This is a genomic window from Frigoribacterium sp. Leaf263 (genome assembly GCF_001422285.1).
Lineage (GTDB): Bacteria > Actinomycetota > Actinomycetes > Actinomycetales > Microbacteriaceae > Frigoribacterium.
This window is the reverse complement of sequence record NZ_LMMO01000003.1, coordinates 268,622-289,164: the sequence shown is the minus strand read 5'-3', so window position 1 is coordinate 289,164 and position 20,543 is coordinate 268,622. Positions and strand designations below refer to the sequence as shown.

The window sequence follows — 20,543 nt, the reverse complement described above, 5'->3', positions numbered from 1 at the left end:
GAGGCCGGCTCCCCTGGGGAGCCGGCCTCGTCGCTGTCCGGGCACGCTCGTCGCGTGCTCGGGCGGGCCGTCAGGACTGGGTGAGCCAGCGGAACGGGATCTCGATGGTGACCTCGGTGCCGCTGCCGACGAGCGTGTGCCAGTCGATCGTGCCGCCGAGCTCGCCCTGGATGAGCGTGCGGACGATCTGCGTGCCGAGACCGGAGCCGACCTTGCCCTCGGGCAGACCGACGCCGTTGTCGCGCACCTTGACGGTCAGCTGCTCGTCGTCGCGCTCGGCGACGATCTGCACCTCGCCGTCGCGGCCGTCGAGGCCGTGCTCGACCGCGTTGGTGACCAGCTCGGTCAGCGCCAGCGCGAGCGGTGTCGCGTACTCGCTCGGCAGGGCGCCGAAGCTGCCGACGAGGGCGGGCCGCACGGTCGTGTTGTGACTCGAGGCCACTTCGGCGATGAGCATGAGGACGCGGTCGAAGACCGTGTCGAAGTCCACGTTCTGGCTGAGGCCCTCGGACAGCGTGTCGTGCACGACCGCGATCGAGGCGACCCGCCGCATCGCCTGGGTCAGCGCCTCGCGGGCCACGTCGGTGTGCGTCCGCCTCGCCTGGATGCGCAGGAGGGACGCCACGGTCTGCAGGTTGTTCTTGACCCGGTGGTGGATCTCGCGGATCGTCGCGTCTTTGGTGATGAGCTCGCGCTCCTGGTGCCGCAGCTCGGTGACGTCGCGGCAGAGCACGATGGCGCCCATGCGCTCGCCCCGATCACGCAGCGGGATCGCCCGGAGCGACACCGTCACACCCCGGGCCTCGATGTCGGTGCGCCATGGCGCCCGCCCGGTGACGACCAGCGGCAGGGACTCGTCGATGACCAGCTTGCCCTGCAGCAGGTTCGTCGTCACCTCGGCGAGGGACTCCCCTTCGAGCTCGCCGTCGAAGCCCATGCGATTGAAGGCCGAGAGCCCGTTGGGGCTGGCGAAGGTGACCGTGCCGTCGACGTCGAGGCGGAGGAGCCCGTCGGAGGCGCGGGGAGCGCCGCGCCGGGGGCCGGTCGGCGCCCCGAGGTCGGGGAAGTCCCCCGCGGCGATCATCGCGAACAGGTCGTTCGCGCACTGGTTGAACGTGAGCTCCTGCCGGCTCGGGGTGCGGGCCTCGCTGAGGTTCGTGTGCCGGGTGATGACGGCGATGGGCGCCTCGGTCACATCGGGGCGGCTCGCACCGAGTCGACGCAGCACGGGGACGGCGCGCACCCGCGTGGGGGTCTCTTCGTACCAGTCGGGGGCGGCGGAGTCGACGATGCGGGTGGACGAGAACGCCGCATCGATCTGCACGCGCCACTCGGGGCGCACCTCTTGTCCGACGAAGTCGCGGTAGAAGAGCGTCGCGCTGCTGGACGGGCGCGCATGGGCGACGGCGACGAAGCTGCCCGTCTGCGTGGGCACCCAGAGGACCATGTCGGCGAAGGCCAGGTCGGCCAGCAGCTGCCAGTCGCCGACCAGCAGGTGCAACCACTCGATGTCCGCTTCGCTGGAGCGGCCCTGGGCGAGTACGAGATCACTGAGCGTCGACACCGCCCCAGTCTAGGTCGACCCGTGGACCCCAGGAGGCGCGGGTCGCGCTCTGTGGACGACCGCGATCTCTCCACAGCCCGGCCTGTCCTTGTCGAACCAATACCGGATGTCATATGTTGTGTACGACCGAGCCGCCGTCACGAAAGTACGAGCACGATGCCCTCTTCACCACGCGCCACCACGTCAGCCCGCCCCCGCACGGGCGTCGAGTCGCCCACGGGGTCGATCCCGCTGGAACGCCATCTGAGCGCCGTGCCCGGCTGCGGGACGCTGGCGGCCATCTCGCCGGACCCCTTCGCACCCCGGGGCAAGCCCATCACCGCCGAGGCGGCCGTCGAAGCCCTCGCCCGTTCGGTGCTCGAGGTCATGGCCGGGGCACGCGACATCGAGCAGCTGTCGCGCTGGGTCACCGCCGAGGTGTTCGCGACCCTGCGCAACAGGGTCAGGATCTCGACGAGGGCCCGCGTCGCCCACGGCGTCCGACCCCAGCGCCCGATCCTGCGGTTCGGGCCGGTGCGGATCGCGGAACCCGTTCACGGCATCGTCGAGGGCGTCGTCGTCGTCCACGGTCGGGGGCGCAGCCGCGCCGTCGCCGTGCGCCTCGAGACCGTCCGGGGCCGGTGGCAGGCGAGCGCCCTCCACATCCTCTGATCCGAGAGGCGGCGCCGACACGGGGCCTCCCCCGCCGACGACGGAGGCGCACCCGCCTGAGCGGGTGCGCCTCCGTCGTCGCGTGACCGGTCGCGACCGATCGTCCAGTACCGGCCTACTTCTTGCCGGCCGCCCGGCGCTCGGCCCGGTTCACGGGTGCGGGCTCGTCGCCTCCGGTCTTCTGACCGAACGCGCCCTTGCCCGCCGGCGCCGTGCCGCTCGATGCCCGCGCCGCGGCCACCTCGGGCGCCGTCGTCTGCGTGGCGGTCTCCTGCAGGCGCTGGGCGCGGGCCGTGGCCCCCTTCTCGAGGCGGCCCTTCTGGTCGCGGACCTCGACCTCGCCGTCGATGTTCGGCGCCGAGTACTCGAGGGCGGGAGGGGCCTGCTCGTTGCCGAGCCCCTTCGCAGCGATCACCGGCGTCTTCTCGGCGCCGACCTGGTTCTGGACCTCGACCTCGAGGTTGAACAGGAAGCCCACCGACTCCTCGCGGATCTGGCCCATCATGCTCTGGAACAGCGCGTAGCCCTCGCGCTGGTACTCGACCAGCGGGTCGCGCTGCGCCATCGCCCGCAGACCGATCCCGTCTTTCAGGTAGTCCATCTCGTAGAGGTGGTCGCGCCAGCGGCGATCGATCACCGAGAGCACGACACGACGCTCGAGCTCGCGCATGGCCGCCTCGCCGAGGGTCGCCTCGCGGTTCTGGTAGGCCACCTTGGCGTCGGAGAGGATCTCCTGACCGAGGAACTCGCGCGTCGCCTTGCCCTTCGAGCCGGCCTCGGTGATGACCTCGTCGATCGTGATCGAGATCGGGTAGAGGGTGCGGAGCTCGGTCCACAGGGCATCGAGATCCCAGTCGTCGGGTCCGCCCTCGCCCGTGTGCTGATCGATGACCTCGTTCACGACGTCGTCGAGGAACTTCGAGGCGCGGTCCTGGAGATCGTCGCCCTCGAGGATGTGCCGACGGTCGCCGTAGATAGCCTCGCGCTGCCGATTGAGGACGTCGTCGTATTTGAGGACGTTCTTCCGGATCTCGGCGTTGCGGGACTCGACCTGCGACTGAGCGGAACGGATCGCCCGACCGACGATCTTGTTCTCGATGGCGAGGTCGTCGGGGACGTTGCCGCGGCCCATGAGCGACTCGGCGGCACCGGAGTTGAACAGACGCATGAGATCGTCGGTGAGCGACAGGTAGAAGCGGCTCTCGCCCGGGTCCCCCTGACGACCGCTGCGGCCGCGGAGCTGGTTGTCGATGCGACGGGACTCGTGGCGCTCCGTGCCGAGCACGTAGAGCCCGCCCGCCTCGACGACCGCGGCGGCCTCCTCGGCGACGGCCTCCTTGTGGGAGGCGAACACGGCATCCCAGGCCGCCTCGTACTCGTCGGGCGTGTCGACCGGGCTGAGCCCCTTGGCGTTCATCTCGGCGACCGCGAGGAACTCCGCGTTGCCTCCGAGCATGATGTCCGTCCCACGGCCGGCCATGTTGGTGGCGACCGTGACGGCGCCGGCCCGACCCGCCTGTGCGACGATGGCCGCCTCGCGGGCGTGGTTCTTAGCGTTCAGCACCTCGTGCTTGACGCCCTTCTTGGCCAGCAGACGCGAGAGGTACTCGCTCTTCTCGACGCTCGTGGTGCCCACCAGGACGGGCTGCTTCTTGGCGTGCCGTTCGACGATGTCCTCGACCACCTGGTCGAACTTCGCCGTCTCGTTCTTGTAGACCAGGTCCGTCTGGTCGATGCGCTGCATCGGCCGGTTCGTGGGGATCGGGACGACGCCGAGCTTGTAGGTGCTCATGAACTCGGCGGCCTCGGTCTCGGCCGTTCCCGTCATGCCCGAGAGCTTCTTGTACAGACGGAAGTAGTTCTGCAGCGTCACCGTCGCGAGGGTCTGGTTCTCGGCCTTGACCTCGACGCCCTCCTTCGCCTCGATGGCCTGGTGGATGCCCTCGTTGTAGCGGCGCCCGCTGAGGATGCGACCGGTGTGCTCGTCGACGATCAGCACCTCGCCGTTGATGACGACGTAGTCCTTGTCGCGCTTGAACAGAGCGTCGGCCTTGATGGCGTTGTTGAGGAACGAGATGAGCGGCGTGTTGGCGGACTCGTACAGGTTGTCGATGCCGAGGTAGTCCTCGACCTTCTCGATGCCCGGCTCGAGCACCCCGACCGTGCGCTTCTTCTCGTCGACCTCGAAGTCGACCCCCGACACCAGGCGACGCGCGATGGTGGCGAACTCCGCGAACCAGCGGTTGGCCTCGCCGCTGGCGGGCCCCGAGATGATGAGGGGCGTGCGGGCCTCGTCGATCAGGATGGAGTCGACCTCGTCGACGACGGCGAAGAAGTGTCCGCGCTGGACCATGTCCTGCGATTGCCAGGCCATGTTGTCGCGGAGGTAGTCGAAGCCGAACTCGTTGTTCGTGCCGTAGGTGATGTCGGCGGCGTACTGCTCGCGGCGCTGCGCCGGGGTCTGGCCTGCGAGGATGCACCCCGTGGTCATGCCCAGGGCGCGGAAGACGCGACCCATCAGCTCGGACTGGTAGCTCGCGAGGAAGTCGTTGACCGTGATCACGTGCACGCCGCGCGAGGCGATGGCGTTGAGGTAGGCGGCCGTGGTCGCCACGAGGGTCTTGCCCTCGCCGGTCTTCATCTCGGCGATGTTGCCGAGGTGGAGCGCCGCGCCGCCCATCAGCTGCACGTCGAAGTGCCGGAGACCGAGGGTGCGCTTGGAGGCCTCGCGGACGGCGGCGAACGCCTCGGGCAGCAGATCGTCGAGCGACTCGCCGCCGGCGTAGCGCTCGCGCAGCTCGACGGTCTCGTTCTTCAGCTCGTCGTCGGTGAGGGTGGTGAAGTCGTCCTCGAGCTCGTTGACGGCTTTGGCGTACGCCTTCAGCCTGCGGAGGGTGCGACCCTCGCCGACGCGAAGGACCTTCTCGAGAACGTTGGCCACCGGTTACTCCCTGTGTTTCGGTCGAGCGCACGACGAGAGCCGCGCGCCCCGTGAGGCGGGCCCGTGGGCCACGCCGAGATCGGCTCGACCCGCGGACGGACGAGCACGGAATGGTAACAAGACTAGCGGCCACGGCCCTGTGAACCGGCAAGCGATCACCTCGCCGCCTTCTCAGGACCGTGGCCGCCGAGGGACCGCGAGGGCGCCCGACCGGCTGCGCCGGATCGGACGCCCCGACGGTCAGTCGACGAGGCCGGCCCGGAGCGCCGTGGCGACCTCCTGCAGCTCGGGGGCCGACTGGTCGAGACCGATGACGCCGTAGTCCCAGCCCTTCCGTCGGTACACGACGCTCGGCCGATCGGTCGCCGAGTCGATGAAGAGGTAGAAGTCGTGACCGACGAGCTCCATGTAGTAGAGCGCGTCGTCGACCGTCATGGGCGTGGAGGCGAAGACCTTCGACCGGATGACCACCGGGCTGTAGTCCTCCTCCGTCTCCTCCGCGTCGATCGAGGCGTCGTCGTCGACGACCGCGATCGACCCCGTCCGGACGGCGTCGAGGGTCTCGGCCGCGGCCGGTGTGACGCCGTGCGTGCTGAAGTCGGAGGTCGAGGCCTCACGCAGCGATGTGGGCCGGTGCTGACCGCGATGCACCTTCTTGCGGTCCTTGGCCCGACGGACGCGTTCGAGCAGCCGCGCGATGGCGAGGTCGAAGGCGACGTACTTGTCGCCGCCGGTCGACTCGGCGCGGACGAGGGGCCCGGGCCCGATCAGGGTGAGCTCGACGCGGTCGTCTCCTGCCTGACCGCTCGACTTCTCGTGGTGCCTCGAGACCTTGATCTCGAGCGCGAGGGCTTTCGTGGCGAGCTGCGCCACCTTGTCGGCCTTGTCAGTGGCGTAGTCGCGGAAACGATCGGTGATGCCGACGTTTCGACCCGTGACGGAAATTTCCATGACGACCTCCTTTGGCTATGACGTGCCGCCTGTCAGCCAGGCGGATGTGCTTTCACGCCTTTTGCCCCACCGTAACCGTGACGGCACCTCGGCGTAACCCCGCGTCCACCGTGTCGCGAGTCGCTCAGGCACCTCGGATGCTCCTCCCGGTCTCCGGAGTGGACGCCAAGCACGCCGCGGCGACGACCGCCGCACCCCGTGCCGCGAGCGCCCGCTCGGCCTCGAGGAGCGTCGACCCCGTCGTCACGACGTCGTCGACGAGCAGCACCCGGCGGCCCGTCAGGTCGGTCGTCGCCCTCAGCGTCCCCTGGCGCGCCCGCTGGCGCTGCACCCGGTCGAGCCTCTTCTGCGGCCCGCCGGCCCCGGCGACGGACACGAGGAGGCGCGGTGCGAGGACCAGCCCGGCCTCGCGGGCGAGCAGACCCACGGGGTCGTACCCGCGCCTCCTGAGTCCGGACCTCGACGCGGGCACGGCCACGAGGAGGGGCGGCGACGGTCCCGGCGGACACGCGCGGTCGAGGGCGGCCGCGAGTGCGGGGGCGAGCCGGCGGGCGAGCCGCAGACGCCCCTGCTGCTTGAACGCGATGACGGCGCGGCGCACCTCGAACTCGTAGTCGAGCCCCGACACGACGACGAGCCCCGTGAGGAGCCTGCGCGAGCGGACTGTGGGATCGAGTCGCCTGCGGCAGTCGGGGCAGAGCTCGACGTCGGGGCTGCCGCAGCCGGCGCACTCGACCGGGGAGACCACGGAGAGCGCCTCGCGGAGCGCGGATCGTGCGGACATGACGACAGCCTGCCGCGGCGGCGCGGGCCGGCGCGAGCGGGACCGGCGTCATCCACGCCGACGACGGGGAGCGCTCTGCTGGGGAGGGGAGGATGGTCCGCGGGTCAGCGCTGGGTGGCCAGCAGATCCGCGCGGATGCCGCTGTCCTGCCAGCTGCTCCCCCGGGGCTCGAGGACCATCCCGTCGGCCGTGCGCACCTGCAGCCGGCCCACCCCGTTGCCGCCCACGATGGACTCGGGATCGCCCGGCGGACGACCGCGGGACGTCGCGGGGCCGCCGACCTCGGAGACGGTGACCTGGGGCTCGTCCCCCGCCCGGGTGAGGACGGCCACCGACGACTGGTCCGCCCAGGTGGCGTCGACGGGCACCCCCGTCGCCGTGGCGAGTTCGAGGGCCGGCCCGAGTGCCGTGGGGACCCCCTCCGCGTCGCGGACCACCGCGGCGACCGTCAGACGGGCGTCGCCGTCGTCGTCGAGGAGCGCGAGCACCCGGCTGCCGTCGCGCGAGACGCGCAGGGTGACGACGTCGGCTCCGTCGGGCAGCGAGGAGGACACGGCGTGCACGACGCCGTCGCCGCCGATGACGAGGAGGTCGCCGGGGTCGCTCTCGGGGACGCTCCAGACGTATCCGCGGTCGTCGAGCGATGGAGGCGCGAGTCCCGGCCGGGCGTCGAGGAGGCGGCTGCTGCCGTCGGCTCGGACGAGCACGGCCCCCTCGGGGGTCGCGACCGCCGCACGGGTCTGATCGCCGGAGAGCTCGAGGGCGGTGGCCCCGAGGTCCGTCACGGTCGGCGAGAGCCCGGCCAGCTCGCTGACGGCGCTCCTCGACGCGAAGCCGAGCACGCCGTCGGCGACGACGAGAGGCCGGGCGTCGACGGTCGGGTCGCGCAGGGGCGAGTCCTGGCCGAGCTCCGGCACGTCGAGCGCCGTCGACTCGACGCTCAGCTCGACCGCCGTGATCGCGGCCACGCTCGAGAAGCTCGCCAGAAGCTGGGCCTGCATGCGGGCCCGGGCCGTCGGGTCCGCGCCGAGCGCATCGGCCGTGAGGTCGACCCTCGCCGTGCCGTCGTCGACGGTGATGGCGGTGAGCGAGAGCCGGGTGCCGTCGGGGAACGCCGACACCACGGCGCCCTGGAGCCACGACGACGGGCCCGCGAGGACCGCGGACGCGATGCGCGTGCTCGTCGACGACCGGGCGAGGAACCAGCGCTCGTCGGGCACGAGGTACGTGAAGGTCGGGTCGTAGAAGTAGATGGCGTGCGAGCGGAACACCGACTGGAACGTCGCCGGGGTCAGCACGATGCCGTCGGGGGCGTCGCTGATCCGCCACTGGCCGTCCTCCTGGACGAACCGGTAGCCCAGCGTCGTCGGGACGGAGGACGTGGCGGGCGTGTAGCGACCGGTGTCGTCGACGGTGGCCGAGTCGACGAACGTGTAGTCGAGACGGGTGTCCGAGACGCGGGTCGTCGTCCCGGTGCCCGGACGGACCATGACGCTGTCCCTCGGGTTCCAGCCGTCGGCGAACCCCGTCGAGAGGAACTGCCTGGCGACCGCGTAGTCGTTCTGGGGCCCGGTGCCGGCGGCGAGGAACCCGTTCAGCAGCTGCTCCTGGGAGCTGCCGACCGAGGGGCCGTTCGGCGTGTACACGACGTCGCTGTCGACGACGTCGCTGGTGATCGGGTCGCCCTGCTGGACGGACCCGCTGTCGGGGATGCCCGCGCAGCCGGCGAGCGCCGCGAGGAGGGATATCGCGACGGCGACGGCGACGAGTCGTTTCGGGGTGGTCATGCGTCCTCCTCGGGTCGGACCGGCAGCGGGCGGGAGCGGACCTCGGCGCCCACCACGCGGGGCAGCGTCACGACGAAGCGGCTGCCCGAGCCCGGCCGCGACCAGACGTCGATGCGACCACCGTGCAGGACGGCGTCCTCGAGGCTGATGGCCAGACCGAGCCCCGTCCCGCCGATCGTCCGCCGACGGGACGGGTCGGCCCGCCAGAACCGGTCGAAGACCCGTTCGGCGTCGGCCTCGGTCATGCCGACGCCGTGGTCGCGAACGGCGATGGCGACGGCGTCCGGGTCCGAGTCGACCTCGACGACGATGGGTCGCCCCTCGCCGTGCTCGATGGCGTTGCCGAGCAGGTTGCGGAAGATGCGTCGCAGCCGACGCGCGTCGACCTCGCTCTCGAAGTAGCCCCCGCGGGCGACGATCTCGATGGCGCTGCCCGTCTCGGCGGCCAGCGGCTCGTACTCGGCCACGCCGTCCTCGACGAGCCGCACGAGGGTGATGCGCTCGAGCTCCAGTTCGACCGCGCCCGCGTCGAAGCGCGAGATCTCGAGGAGATCGGCGAGGAGGAGCTCGAACCGGTCCACCTGCGTGTGCAGCAGTTCGGTGGTCCGCGCCGCGGACGGGCTGAACCCCTCGCGCTGGTCGTACAGGACGTCGCCGGCGAGCCGGATGGTGGTCAGCGGGGTCCGCAGCTCGTGCGAGACGTCGCTGACGAACCGCTGCTGCACGCGAGACAGCTCCGCGAGCTGCGTGATCTGCCGCTGCATGGCGTCGGCCATGCCGTTGAAGGACCGCCCGAGGGTCGCGACGACGTCGTCGCCCTTCTCGGGGATGCGCTCCTCGAGGTGCCCCGCGGCGATCTTCTGACTCGTCTCGGCGGCGACGCGGACGGGTGCGACGACCAGACGCACGACGGCGTACGTGATGAGCGCGATCAGGACGACGAGGGCCAGCGACCCGATCGCCAGGGTGCGCTGCATCAGGGCGAGGGTCTCCTCCGCGTCGCCGAGGTCGTACACGAGGTAGAGCTCGTACTGACCGGCGGTGGGCACCTGCAGGGTCGAGCCGACGGCGATCCCCGGCGCCGCGCCTCCTGAGGGGGACGCGAGGGACACGGACTGCAGGGCCAGCGATCCGGTGTCGGCCGCCACCTGCTCGCGCAGCTCGGGGCTGATGACGTCGGCCGGGAAGTCGGGGCTCGCGATGTTCTGGATCGTGCGCGCCGTCGTCTGGCCCGGTGTGCGGAGGATGGCGATCCGGGTCCCGCCGGGGCTCGAGGTCGACCCCAGGATGGCGCTCTGCGCCTCGTTCTGGAGCGAGTCGAGCTCGACCTGGTCGGCGTCCTCCGTCGCCGTCGCCGAGTCGAAGATGCTCTGCGCGAGCAGCGTCGCCCGGAGCGACTCGGACTGCACCTGATCACGCCGCTGGTCGTAGAGGTTCGCGCCGATGCTCACGGAGATCGACGCGGCGATGATCGAGGCGCCCACCCCGGCGAGCACGACGGTCAGCGCGACCGTGCGGAGCTCGAGGGACGACCGCCAGCCGTCGGCGAGACGACGCCACACGACCGCGAGGCGGCGAGCCGTCGCCCCGGGGAGCGCCAGCCTCGGCGACGTCATCGGACCGCGACGCTCGACGGCCGGCCGATCGCGCCGGGCACGGGGTCAGGCGCTCGCGCCGGCACGGTACCCCACGCCGCGCACGGTCGTGACGATGCGCGGGTTGTCGGGGTCGTGCTCGACCTTCGCCCGCAGACGCTGCACGTGCACGTTGACGAGCCGGGTGTCGGCCTTGTAGTGGTATCCCCAGACCTGCTCGAGCAGCATCTCGCGGGTGAACACCTGCTGCGGCTTCGACGCGAGAGCCAGCAGCAGCTCGAACTCGAGCGGCGTGAGCGCGATCGCGGTCTCGCCACGGCGGACCTCGTGCGCGGCCACGTCGACGCGGAGGTCGCCGACGGTCAGGACGTCGTTCGTCGGCTCGGTCGCGGGGCGCAGCCGGGTGCGGATGCGCGCCACGAGCTCCTTCGGGTTGAACGGCTTGACGACGTAGTCGTCGGCGCCGCTCTCGAGGCCCTTGACGACGTCGACGGTGTCGCCCTTGGCCGTCAGCATGATGATCGGGACGCCGCTCTCGGCACGGATCGCGCGGCACACCTCGAGGCCGTCCATCCCGGGCAGCATGAGGTCGAGCAGCACGAGGTCGGGCGACGAGTTGCGGAAGGCGTCGAGGGCGGCGCTGCCATCGCTGCAGAAGTGGGGCTCGAAGTCGTCGGCTCGGAGCACGATGCCGATCATCTCGGCGAGAGCGGGGTCGTCGTCGACCACGAGGATGCGCGGGGTCATGGTCTCCGTCTTCGGCTGGGCCGCTCGGGCGGCGGCACGTCGGACCAGATTAGTGCAGGAGGCGCGCTCGGCTGGCACCCCGACCCGCGCTGTGGAAACATGGCAGCACCTGCGAGGACGACCTCGCCGGCGGACGACCCGGGGGAACGCATGACCGATCCGAACGGCTGGGCCGCCCCGGGCGGCGGCGACGCCCCCCGCTGGGGCGAACGCGTCGACACCGGGATCGGGGTCCCTCTGGGCCAGCACGCCCCGGCGGCGCCGCCGCAGGGCGCCGAAGCACCCGGAACGCCGGGGCAGCACCCCGGGGGCTGGACCCCGCCGCCGCGACCGGCTCTCGTCCCGCTGCGTCCGCTGACGTTCGGCGAGATCCTCGCCGGCTCGTTCCAGGTCTTCCGCCGCAACCCGCGCACGACCTTCGGCACGGCCCTCCTGGCGCAGGTCGTCATCGCCATCGTGACGGCCGGCGCCGTCGGCGCCGCCACCTTCGCCGCGATCAGGCGCATCGACTCGGCCCTCCCGTCGGACCTCGAGACGGTGACGGCGGGCGCCGTGGCCGTCGTGCTCCTCTCGGCGCTCGTCCCCGCGGCCCTCTCGCTCGTCGTCGGTTCGATCCTGCAGGGTCTGTTCGTCCTCGAGACCTCCCGGCAGATCCGCGGCGAGCGCCTCCGTCTCGGCGGTCTGCTCGCCCTGGCCAGGGGTCGTCTCGGCGCCCTCGTCGGCTGGTCGGCCCTCGTCGCCCTCGCCACCGTCATCGCTCTCGCGGTCGTCGCCGCCATCGTCACCCTCGGCGTCGTCATCGGCACGGGCCCGAGCATCGCCATCGGCATCGGCGCGGGTCTGCTCGCAGGGCTCGGCGCCACGGCCCTCGGAGTCTGGCTCACCGTGAAGCTCTGCCTCGTGCCGAGCGTCCTCATGCTCGAACGGACCACGCTCACGACGGCCGTGACCCGGTCGTGGGCGCTCGTCCGAGGCGGGTTCTGGCGCACTCTCGGCATCGTCGCCCTGGTGTTCGCGATGATCCAGGTCGCCGCGCAGGTCGTCGCCACGCCGTTCTCCCTCCTCTTCGGCGTCCTCGGCGGGACCCTCGCCCCCACCGGCGACGCCCTCGACCCCACCGCCCTGGTCGTGACGGGGGTGGGGTACCTGCTGACGATCCTCGTGACCTCCGTGGTGACGGCCATCGGCTCGGTCGTCCAGGCGGCCTCGGTCGGGCTCGTCTACGTCGACCGGCGCATGCGACTCGAGGGTCTCGACCTCGAGCTCGCGCGCTCGGCCGACCTGCGCGCCGCCGGCGCCACCGGTCCCGACCCCTACCGGACGCCGGGCGACGACGCCTCCGACCGCCCGGCGGAGACACCGGCGCGGTGACGATGCCGACGGCGTGGGCGGCGACCCCGCTGACGCCCGACCCCGACGAGGCGCGCCGTGAGCTGATCCGCGAGCTCACCGGCGCCGACTACGCGGCCGCACGACCGACCTGGCTGGATCGCGCCGCCCAGGGGTTCTGGGACTGGATCGCCGGCATCCGGTTCGGCGGCGCCGAGGGGGCTCCCGCCGCCGCGCTGCTCGTGGCCCTGCTCCTCGTCGTGGCGCTCGTCGTCGTCGTCTTCGCCGTCTACGGCCGACCCCGTCTCGATCGCCGCTCCGCTGCGGTCGGCCGGGTGTTCGGAGCCGATGACGACCGCGACGCCGACTCGCTGCGCGCCGCTGCTCGGGCCGCCGCCGACCGCGGGGACCACTCGACGGCGGTGGCCGAGTCGTTCCGGGCGCTGACCCGCGCCCTCGTCGACCGCGGTGCCATCACGACCTCCCCGGGCACGACCGCGAACGGGGTCGGCGACCGCGCCGGCCGCGTGTTCCCCGATCGGGCGACGGAGCTCAGGGGCGTCGCACGGATCTTCGACGAGGTCCGGTATCTCGGACGGCCCGGCTCCGACGCCGACTACCGCGCCGTCGCCGAGCTGGACCGAGCCCTGACCGTCGACCGATCATCGGGCGGGTCGGCAGGCGACGACGCTCGCGAGGGGGTCGCCTCGTGACCGTCGTCACCCCCACGCTGCGGGCCCGCCTGCGTGGCGCCCGCGTGTGGATCGCCCTCGCGGCCGTCGCCCTCGGCGGGGCCGTCGTCGTCGCGGTGCTCGGGGCCGGCGGCGGGACGGGCGGTCGGCCCCTCGGGCCGTCGAACCCCGCGCCGACCGGTGCCAAGGCGGTGGTCGAGGTGCTGCGCGACCAGGGTGTCGACGTGACGGTGACGACCTCCCTCGCGGACACGCTCGCCGCGACCGGCGACGCCGACCGGACGGCCCTCGTCGTCGACGACGCCGACGGGTTCCTCACCGACGACCAGTGGGCCGATCTGGCCGGGGCACGGACCCGGCTCGTGCTCCTCGCCCCGTCGCAGTCGGCCCTCGACGTCGTCGCACCCGGCGTCGCGCTCGTCGGCGCGGCCGACGACGGCGTCGTGGCCCCCGCCTGCGACCTCGCGGTCCTGTCCCGCGTCGAGCGGGTCGACGCGGGCGGCCTCGCCTACTCGGCCGACGACGTCGACGGGGCGGGCGACGGCACGGCCGTCGGGTGCCTCGCAAGCGACGGAGGCGACGGCCTCGTCGAGGTCGTCGGCGCCGATGCCCCGGTGACGGTCGTCGGCGCCACGACGGCCCTGACGAACGCGGCGATCGCCTCCGACGACAACGCCGCCTACGCTCTCTCGGTGCTCGGTCAGGCCCCGGAGGTCGTCTGGTACCTCCCCGGCGCCGCCGACCTGCCGGAGGGCGAGGGCACCCTCGCGACCCTCACTCCCTCGTGGGTGACGCCCGCCCTCGTCCTGCTGGTCCTCACCGGTGTCGCCGCGATGGCGTGGCGGGGTCGGCGGCTGGGCCCCCTCGTCGTCGAGCGGCTGCCCGTCACGGTGAAGGCGTCCGAGACCACCGAGGGACGCGCCCGCCTCTACGAGAGATCGGGCGACCGGCTCCATGCCCTCGATCAGCTCAGGATCGGCGCCCTCGGCCGCCTCGCGCGCACCGCCGGGCTCCCGGTCGGAGCCTCGGTCGACGAGATCATCGAGCGGGTCGCCCCGCTCGTCTCCGCTCCCCCGGCCGCCCTGCGTCACGTGCTCGTCGACGCCCGCCCCTCCAGCGACCGCGAGCTGCTGTCGCTCAGCGACTCGCTCCTCGACCTCGAGCGGGTCCTCCGGGCGGCGACGGCCCCCTCGTGACCGGCGCCGCGCCTCCTCGGCTCCCCCGCCGGCCCCGAACGCCAACCCCGCCCGACAGCCACCACGACACACCGGAGACGAGCAGCACATGACCTCAGACCTGCAGCAGACCTTCTCGCGAGTCCGCGCCGAAGTCGGCAAGGCCGTCGTCGCGCAGGACGGCGCGGTGACCGGTCTCATCGTCACCCTGCTCGCCCAGGGCCACGTGCTGCTCGAGGGGGTGCCGGGGGTCGCGAAGACGCTGCTCGTCCGCGCCCTCGGGCACTCGATGTCGCTCGACACCTCGCGCGTGCAGTTCACCCCGGACCTCATGCCCGGCGACATCACCGGATCGCTCGTCTACGACGCCAAGGCGGGCGACTTCGAGTTCCGGCCCGGGCCCGTGTTCACGAACGTCCTCCTCGCCGACGAGATCAACCGCACGCCGCCCAAGACGCAGTCCGCCCTGCTCGAGGCGATGGAGGAGCGCCAGGTCTCGGTCGACGGGCTCTCGCGTCCCCTCCCGACCCCGTTCCTGGTGGCGGCGACCATGAACCCGATCGAGTACGAGGGCACCTACACGCTGCCCGAGGCGCAGCTCGATCGATTCCTCATGAAGCTGACCCTCGACCTCCCGCCACGGGATGCCGAGGTCGAGGTGCTCGGACGCCACGCCGCCGGGTTCTCACCGCGCGATCTGCGCGCCGCCGGCGTCACGCCCGTCCTCGGGCCCGACGACCTGGCCCGAGCCCAGGCGGAGGTCGGGCGGGTGGGGGCCTCGCCCGACGTGCTCGCGTACATCGTCGACCTGGCGCGGGCGACGCGCGAGAGCCCCTCCGTCGTCGTCGGCGTCAGCCCTCGCGGCTCCACCGCGCTGCTCGCCGCGGCGAAGGCGTGGGCCTGGCTGACCGGGTTCGACCGCATCACCCCCGACCACGTGCAGGCGATGGCGCTGCCCGTCCTCCGCCACCGGCTGAAGCTGCGCCCCGAGGCCGAGCTGGAGGGCGTCGACGCGGACAGCGTCGTGCGATCCGTCCTCCAGCAGGTCCGGGTCCCGCTCTGACCATGGCCGTCACCGGTCTGTTCGTCGCGCTCGTCGCGCTCGGGGTCGTCCCCGTCATCGCGACGGGCAGCCCCTGGGCGCTCGTCGTGTGGCTCGTGGTCGTCGCCGTGCTGACGGGCCTCGACGTCGCCCTCGCGGGCTCGGCCCGACAGCTCACCCTGCGGAGGCGGCTGCCGGGGGCCATCCGTCTCGGCGAGACCGCGGAGGCGCGGCTCACGATCGTCAACGACGGCCGTCGGACGATCCGCGGCGTCGTCCGCGACGCCTGGCAGCCCTCCGCCGGAGCATGGCCCACCCGTCGGGCGCTGGCACTGCCCCCGGGAGGCGCGACGACGAACACGACGACCCTCACGCCCTTCCGTCGGGGCGTGCGCTCGGCCGACGCCGTCACCGTCCGCACGATCGGCCCCCTGCGACTCGCCGGGCGTCAGGCGACGCACGCTCTCCCCGGTGCGGTGACGGTCCTGCCGCGGTTCTCGTCACGCAAGCACCTGCCCTCGCGGCTGGCTCGTCTGCGCGAGCTGGACGGCCGCACGAGCGTGATGATCCGCGGGCAGGGCACCGAGTTCGACAGTCTCCGGGAGTACGTCCGGGGTGACGACGTCCGCTCCATCGACTGGCGCGCCACCGCGCGCCGCGACGAGGCGGTCGTCCGCACCTGGCGGCCCGAGCGCGATCGCCGCGTGGTCGTCGTCGTCGACAGCGGCCGCACCTCCGCCGCGCGGATCGACGACGAGCCCCGCCTCGACACGGCCTTCGAATCGGCCCTGCTGCTGGCGGCCCTGGCGTCGCAGGCGGGCGACCGGGTCGACGTCGTCGTCGTCGACAGCCGCGTCAGGGCCCGCGTGCAGGGGACGTCGGGCCCCGCGCTGCTGTCGTCGATGGTCGACGCGATGGCGCCGCTCGACCCCGAGCTCGTCGAGACCGACTGGGCCGCCGTGCCCGGCGTGGTGCGCTCGGTGACGACGCGACGCGCCCTGGTCGTCCTCGCGACCACGGTCGACAGCCCGGGGGCCTCCAGAGCCCTCCTGGCCGCCGTCCCCCAGCTCGCCCGCCGGCACCTCGTGGTCGTGGCCTCCGTCACGGACCCGACCCTCGAGGCGCTGAGCGTCGAGCGCTCCTCGCGCGACGCCGTGTACCGGGCCGCCTCGGCCGAACGGGCTCGACTCGACGCCGCGCGGGTCCGGGCCGCGCTCGTCCAGTCGGGGGCGGAGGTCGTCACGGGCGCACCGGCGGACCTGCCGCCCGCCCTGGCCGACCGCTACCTCGCCTTGAAGGCGGGGGGCCGGCTCTAGCCCGCCGCGGGGTCAGCCCGCGACGAGCCGGGTCGCCCCCGCCTCGAACTCGTCGAGGTCGCCGGTCTGCCCGGCTCGGCGCGCCCGACCGCCCAGGATCCACTGGTACGCGAGGAAACCGGCCAGCGCGACCGTCCCGATGCCGATCTTCACGGGCCAGGGCCACGCCTGCCGCGTGACGAAGCCCTCGATCACGCCCGAGACGAGCAGTGCCAGGACCAGGCCGATCGCGATGGTGACGAGGGCGCGACCGTCCTCGGCGAGGGCCTGACCGCGGGTCCGCGGGCCGGGGGCGACCCACGACCAGAAGATCATCAGACCGGCCGCCGCCGCGACGAAGATGCTGTACAGCTCGAGCTGCCCGTGCGGGGCGATGTACAGGAAGAAGTAGTCGAGACGGCCCTGATCGGCCATGATCCCCGCCGACACCCCGAGGTTCACGGCGTTGCCCATGATCACGTACGGCACCCACACCCCCGTGATGCCGAAGGCGACGCACTGCGCGGCGATGTAGGCGTTGTTCGTCCAGACCTGGCCGGTGAACGACCCGGACGCGCTCTCGGAGTAGTACGCCACGAAGTCCTGCTCGGCGAACTGCCGCCGGAACTCCTCGCTGCCGAACGACGCCAGCACCGCGGGCTCCTGCGCGGCCCACACGGCGAAGACCGTCGCGACGATCGCGGTCGCCAGCGCCACGACGATCGACACCCAGCGGACCCGGTGCAGGGCGGCCGGCAGCTGCGCGCCGAAGAACGTCGGAAGCTGCCGCAGCACGTCCCGCCCCGCGCCCGTGAAGCGGAGCCGGGCCCGCGAGAGGGTCATCGACAGGCGATCCGCCGTCGGGGAGTCCCCGGTGGCCGTCGTGAGCGCCGACAGCTGCCCCGCACCCGACTGGTAGAGCGACACGAGACGATCCGCCTCGTCGCCGGTCAGGGCCCGCCGGCGGGCCAGGCGATCGAGCTCGGCCCAGTCCTGGGCGTTGGCGGCGGCGTAGGCGTCGATGTCCATTCTGATTAGATACTAGGCATGCCTCGTCGCGAGTGGCCCCGCGCCTCCCCGGCGGTCCTCCGCGCCGATCAGGTCGAGGCCTTCAGCGCGGGCGACGACGAGCTCGTCACCGGCGAGGCCGTCGCTCTCGATCTGCGTCCGACCAGCATCGTCCTCCGCGGCGCCGGGGTCGTCATCGACTACCTCGTCTACGCCGCCGGGGTCGTCGCCCTCATCATCCTCGTCGGCCTGCTGAACGACGCCGGAGCCCTCGACGACGCCCTCGCGCAGGCCCTCGTGATCGGCTCGGTCGCCTTCGGCCTCATCGTCGTCCCGGCGATCGTCGAGACGGCGACGCACGGGCGCTCGATCGGCCGCCTCGCCGTCGGGGCCCGCATCGTGCGGATCGACGGCGGCGCCATCGGATTCCGGCACGCCCTCACCCGGTCGCTGGTCGGGCTGCTCGAGATCGTGCTCACCACGGGCGGACTCGCGGTCGTCGTCGGCCTGCTGAACGGGTCGTCCCGCCGACTCGGCGATCTGATGGCGGGCACCTACAGCCGCAACGAACGACTGGCCCGAGACACCCGCGTCGTCGCCGTGCTGCCGCCGGGGCTCGAGGGCTGGGCCGGCGTGGCGGACGTCGCGCGACTGCCCGACGGCACCGCCCGCCGCGTCGCGGCGTTCGTCCAGCAGGAGGCGGGGCTCACCCCGGCGAGTCGGCGCCGGGTCGCCGAGCAGCTCGCCGACGAGGTCCGCCCCTTCGTGTCGCCGCTGCCCGACGTCGACGCTCCCCTGCTCCTGACGGCGGTGGCGGTCCTCCGGCGCGATCGCGAGTCGACGGCGCTCGCTCGGGAGGCGGCGACCCTCGCCCGGCTGCAGCCCGCTCTCACGGGGACCGTGCCCGGCTTCCCGAGGCGCTGAGCGCCTCCGAATCGACCGCCCTACGAGCGGACGAGCCGGGCGATCGCCGCCGAGGCCTCGCGCACCTTCTGCTCCGCGACGTCTCCGCCCTCTCGGGCCGCCTCGGCCACGCAGTGCGCCAGATGGTCGTCGAGGAGCTGGAGGGCGACGGTCTCGAGCGCCTTCGTCGCCGCGCTGACCTGCGTCAGCACGTCGATGCAGTACGTGTCGTCGTCGACCATGCGCTGGATGCCGCGCACCTGGCCCTCCGCACGCCGCAGGCGCTTGAGGATCTGCTCCTTGTCGCCGCTGTAGCCGACGTGCGTCGTCGGCTGCGGCTCGTCGTGGTCGGTCACCGCGCCTCCTCGTGACTCCGGATCGGGAGGGAGGGGCGTCACGCCCCACCCGCCCGTGGATACCCCCAGGGGGTACAGTTTAGCCCCGGATGAGCCCCAGCACGGCATCGCGCACGTGCACCATCTCGGCCTCGGTGGCCGCCTCGGCGTTCAGGCGCAGCAGCGGCTCGGTGTTCGAGGGGCGGACGTTGAACCACCAGAAGCCGCCGTTCTCGGAGGTGCCGCTCACGGTGAGGCCGTCGAGCTCGTCGAAGTCGCCCTGCGACGCGTAGGCGTCGACGATTCGGGCGTAGGCCGCGGGCACGTCGGTGACCGTCGAGTTGATCTCGCCGCTCGCCGAATACGGCGTGTAGCGATCCGTCAGCGTCGAGAGCGGCTCGGCCTGCGACCCGAACTCGGCCAGCACGTGCATCGCGGCCAGCATGCCGTTGTCGGCTCCCCAGAAGTCGCGGAAGTAGTAGTGCGCCGAGTGCTCGCCGCCGAAGATCGCACCGGTCTCGCGCATCTCGTCCTTGATGAGCGAGTGCCCGACCCGCGTGCGGACCGCGCGGGCACCCGACGCCTCGATCGCCTCGGGCACGGCGCGCGAGGTGATGAGATTGTGGATGACGGCGATGTCGGCGTCGGGCTCGAGCGCCCGGACCCTCGCGATCTCGCGGACGGCGACGATGGCCGCCACGGCCGACGGGGTGACGGCGTCGCCGTTCTCGTCGACGACGAAGCAGCGGTCGGCGTCGCCGTCGAACGCGAGCCCGAGATCGGCGCCGTGCTCGACGACAGCCTTCTGCAGGTCGACCAGGTTGGCGGGCTCGAGGGGGTTGGCCTCGTGGTTCGGGAACGTGCCGTCGAGCTCGAAGTACATCGGGATGATCTCGATCGGCAGCTCGGGCAGACCGGCCGCGGAGCCCAGCACGGCGGGCACGGTGAGGCCGCCCATGCCGTTGCCCGCATCGACGACGACCTTGATGGGCCTGATGCCGGACAGGTCGACGAGGTGGCGGAGGTAGGCGGCGTAGTCGCCGAGCGCGTCGTAGTCGCGCTGCCCGCCGGGCTCGGCGACGGCCTCGATGCCGTCGGCGAGATACGAGGAGGCGCGGTCGCGGATCGAGGCGAGCCCGGTGTCGAGGCTGATGCCCTGGGCGCCCGCCCGGCTCATCTTGATGCCGTTGTAGCTGGCCGGATTGTGGCTCGCGGTGAACATGGCCGCCGGCGCCGACAACGAGCCGGAGGCGAAGTACGACTCGTCGGTCGAGCAGAGGCCGAGGGACACCACGTGGGCGCCCCGGGCACGGGCCCCGCGAGCGAAGGCGGCGGCGAAGGCGGGCGACGAGTCGCGCATGTCGTGGCCGACGACGAGCTCGGAGCCTGCGCCCTCGATCTCGTCGGCGAAGGCCGCACCGAAGGCCTCGACGACCTCGTCGGTGAGTTGGCTGCCGACCAGCCCCCTGACGTCGTAGGTCTTCACGAAGGCGGTGAGGTCGGGGCTCTCAGATGTCATTCCCCAAAACTACCCGGCGGAGGACCTCCCACCCCTGCGGAACCGACAACGACGACGCGTGTCGCTCGCAGAGGTCGTACCCGTGGGGCTCGACGACGCCGCTCAACGGCCCGACGACGACCATCTGGTCGGAGTAGACGTACGTCAGCGTCGCGACGGCCTCCTGGTGGCAGGTGACCTTGCTGCAGGGACGTGCGTTCATCGAGGACGAGACTAGCCCGTCGC

18 protein-coding genes are annotated in these 20,543 nt (G+C 72.5%); 7 read left to right on the top strand and 11 right to left on the bottom strand.

Annotated features, from left to right (window positions below; all coding sequences use genetic code 11):
- Positions 1-70: 70 nt before the first annotated feature.
- On the bottom strand, positions 71-1,564 hold the full coding sequence (locus ASF17_RS05370) for a sensor histidine kinase (RefSeq protein WP_055796232.1): 1,494 nt from the start codon (positions 1,562-1,564) through the stop codon (positions 71-73).
- A gap of 156 nt (positions 1,565-1,720) precedes the next feature.
- Here ASF17_RS05370 and ASF17_RS05365 point away from each other — a divergent pair, with 156 nt between their 5' ends.
- Entirely contained in the window at positions 1,721-2,215 is a 495-nt protein-coding gene (locus ASF17_RS05365; protein WP_156357315.1) for an Rv3235 family protein, read from the top strand.
- A 115-nt stretch (positions 2,216-2,330) separates the two neighbouring features.
- Here ASF17_RS05365 and secA read toward each other — a convergent pair whose 3' ends face one another.
- The 6 genes from secA to mtrA form a co-directional block, all read right to left on the bottom strand.
- The gene (gene secA, locus ASF17_RS05360) at positions 2,331-5,156 is read right to left on the bottom strand and encodes a preprotein translocase subunit SecA (RefSeq protein ID WP_055796225.1); all 2,826 of its coding nucleotides are present in this window, start codon (positions 5,154-5,156) and stop codon (positions 2,331-2,333) included.
- A gap of 240 nt (positions 5,157-5,396) precedes the next feature.
- A complete protein-coding gene (hpf, locus tag ASF17_RS05355) occupies positions 5,397-6,107 on the bottom strand; it encodes a ribosome hibernation-promoting factor, HPF/YfiA family (protein WP_055796222.1) in 711 nt (236 codons plus the stop codon).
- A 124-nt stretch (positions 6,108-6,231) separates the two neighbouring features.
- A complete protein-coding gene (locus ASF17_RS05350) occupies positions 6,232-6,891 on the bottom strand; it encodes a ComF family protein (protein ID WP_055796221.1) in 660 nt (219 codons plus the stop codon).
- A gap of 104 nt (positions 6,892-6,995) precedes the next feature.
- Positions 6,996-8,678: an LpqB family beta-propeller domain-containing protein gene (locus ASF17_RS05345; RefSeq protein WP_055796218.1), complete on the bottom strand. Its 1,683-nt coding sequence runs from the start codon at positions 8,676-8,678 to the stop codon at positions 6,996-6,998.
- Positions 8,675-10,294, bottom strand: a complete 1,620-nt coding sequence (gene mtrB, locus ASF17_RS05340) for an MtrAB system histidine kinase MtrB (protein ID WP_055796216.1) — start codon at positions 10,292-10,294, stop codon at positions 8,675-8,677. The genes ASF17_RS05345 and mtrB overlap by 4 nt, the downstream gene beginning before the upstream one ends.
- Before the next feature lie 45 nt (positions 10,295-10,339).
- Positions 10,340-11,020: an MtrAB system response regulator MtrA gene (gene mtrA, locus ASF17_RS05335; RefSeq protein WP_055796213.1), complete on the bottom strand. Its 681-nt coding sequence runs from the start codon at positions 11,018-11,020 to the stop codon at positions 10,340-10,342.
- Positions 11,021-11,170: 150 nt separating this feature from the next.
- On the opposite strand from mtrA, the gene ASF17_RS05330 reads away from it, so the two are divergent.
- From ASF17_RS05330 to ASF17_RS05310, 5 genes are all read left to right on the top strand, one after another.
- The gene (locus ASF17_RS05330; RefSeq protein ID WP_055796210.1) at positions 11,171-12,391 is read left to right on the top strand and encodes a hypothetical protein; all 1,221 of its coding nucleotides are present in this window, start codon (positions 11,171-11,173) and stop codon (positions 12,389-12,391) included.
- Entirely contained in the window at positions 12,388-13,062 is a 675-nt protein-coding gene (locus ASF17_RS05325; protein ID WP_055796206.1) for a DUF4129 domain-containing protein, read from the top strand. The genes ASF17_RS05330 and ASF17_RS05325 overlap by 4 nt, the downstream gene beginning before the upstream one ends.
- Entirely contained in the window at positions 13,059-14,237 is a 1,179-nt protein-coding gene (locus ASF17_RS05320) for a DUF4350 domain-containing protein (protein WP_055796203.1), read from the top strand. Before ASF17_RS05325 ends, ASF17_RS05320 begins: the two co-directional genes overlap by 4 nt.
- Positions 14,238-14,325: 88 nt before the next feature.
- Complete coding sequence (locus tag ASF17_RS05315) at positions 14,326-15,279, top strand: AAA family ATPase (RefSeq protein WP_055796200.1); 954 nt, start codon at positions 14,326-14,328, stop codon at positions 15,277-15,279.
- 2 nt (positions 15,280-15,281) lie between these two features.
- Positions 15,282-16,574 (top strand): DUF58 domain-containing protein, encoded by a 1,293-nt coding sequence (locus tag ASF17_RS05310; protein ID WP_055796196.1) that lies wholly within the window; start codon positions 15,282-15,284, stop codon positions 16,572-16,574.
- Positions 16,575-16,586: 12 nt separating this feature from the next.
- Here ASF17_RS05310 and ASF17_RS05305 read toward each other — a convergent pair whose 3' ends face one another.
- On the bottom strand, positions 16,587-17,582 hold the full coding sequence (locus ASF17_RS05305) for a stage II sporulation protein M (protein ID WP_055796193.1): 996 nt from the start codon (positions 17,580-17,582) through the stop codon (positions 16,587-16,589).
- An 18-nt stretch (positions 17,583-17,600) separates the two neighbouring features.
- Here ASF17_RS05305 and ASF17_RS05300 point away from each other — a divergent pair, with 18 nt between their 5' ends.
- Positions 17,601-18,485 carry an RDD family protein gene (locus ASF17_RS05300; RefSeq protein WP_082475089.1) on the top strand — a complete coding sequence of 295 codons (885 nt, stop codon included), beginning with the start codon at positions 17,601-17,603 and terminating at the stop codon, positions 18,483-18,485.
- Positions 18,486-18,505: 20 nt separating this feature from the next.
- Here the strand turns inward: ASF17_RS05300 and ASF17_RS05295 are convergent, their stop codons facing one another.
- From ASF17_RS05295 to ASF17_RS05285, 3 genes are all read right to left on the bottom strand, one after another.
- Positions 18,506-18,757, bottom strand: a complete 252-nt coding sequence (locus ASF17_RS05295; RefSeq protein WP_369814557.1) for a metal-sensitive transcriptional regulator — start codon at positions 18,755-18,757, stop codon at positions 18,506-18,508.
- Positions 18,758-18,899: 142 nt separating this feature from the next.
- Positions 18,900-20,318, bottom strand: a complete 1,419-nt coding sequence (locus tag ASF17_RS05290) for a phosphomannomutase/phosphoglucomutase (RefSeq protein ID WP_055796186.1) — start codon at positions 20,316-20,318, stop codon at positions 18,900-18,902.
- Positions 20,308-20,520 carry a DUF3499 family protein gene (locus ASF17_RS05285; protein WP_055798266.1) on the bottom strand — a complete coding sequence of 71 codons (213 nt, stop codon included), beginning with the start codon at positions 20,518-20,520 and terminating at the stop codon, positions 20,308-20,310. The genes ASF17_RS05290 and ASF17_RS05285 overlap by 11 nt, the downstream gene beginning before the upstream one ends.
- Positions 20,521-20,543 lie beyond the last annotated feature (23 nt).

Bases quoted from the DNA above. Each gene is read 5' to 3' on its own strand.
- ASF17_RS05285 (WP_055798266.1), bottom strand. From the start codon at position 20,520: ATGAACGCACGTCCCTGCAGCAAGGTCACCTGCCACCAGGAGGCCGTC.
- ASF17_RS05290 (WP_055796186.1), bottom strand. From the start codon at position 20,318: ATGACATCTGAGAGCCCCGACCTCACCGCCTTCGTGAAGACCTACGAC.
- hpf (WP_055796222.1), bottom strand. From the start codon at position 6,107: ATGGAAATTTCCGTCACGGGTCGAAACGTCGGCATCACCGATCGTTTC.
- ASF17_RS05305 (WP_055796193.1), bottom strand. From the start codon at position 17,582: ATGGACATCGACGCCTACGCCGCCGCCAACGCCCAGGACTGGGCCGAG.
- mtrA (WP_055796213.1), bottom strand. From the start codon at position 11,020: ATGACCCCGCGCATCCTCGTGGTCGACGACGACCCCGCTCTCGCCGAG.
- ASF17_RS05310 (WP_055796196.1), top strand. From the start codon at position 15,282: ATGGCCGTCACCGGTCTGTTCGTCGCGCTCGTCGCGCTCGGGGTCGTC.
- ASF17_RS05300 (WP_082475089.1), top strand. From the start codon at position 17,601: ATGCCTCGTCGCGAGTGGCCCCGCGCCTCCCCGGCGGTCCTCCGCGCC.
- ASF17_RS05350 (WP_055796221.1), bottom strand. From the start codon at position 6,891: ATGTCCGCACGATCCGCGCTCCGCGAGGCGCTCTCCGTGGTCTCCCCG.
- ASF17_RS05330 (WP_055796210.1), top strand. From the start codon at position 11,171: ATGACCGATCCGAACGGCTGGGCCGCCCCGGGCGGCGGCGACGCCCCC.
- ASF17_RS05365 (WP_156357315.1), top strand. From the start codon at position 1,721: ATGCCCTCTTCACCACGCGCCACCACGTCAGCCCGCCCCCGCACGGGC.
- ASF17_RS05345 (WP_055796218.1), bottom strand. From the start codon at position 8,678: ATGACCACCCCGAAACGACTCGTCGCCGTCGCCGTCGCGATATCCCTC.
- ASF17_RS05315 (WP_055796200.1), top strand. From the start codon at position 14,326: ATGACCTCAGACCTGCAGCAGACCTTCTCGCGAGTCCGCGCCGAAGTC.
- mtrB (WP_055796216.1), bottom strand. From the start codon at position 10,294: ATGACGTCGCCGAGGCTGGCGCTCCCCGGGGCGACGGCTCGCCGCCTC.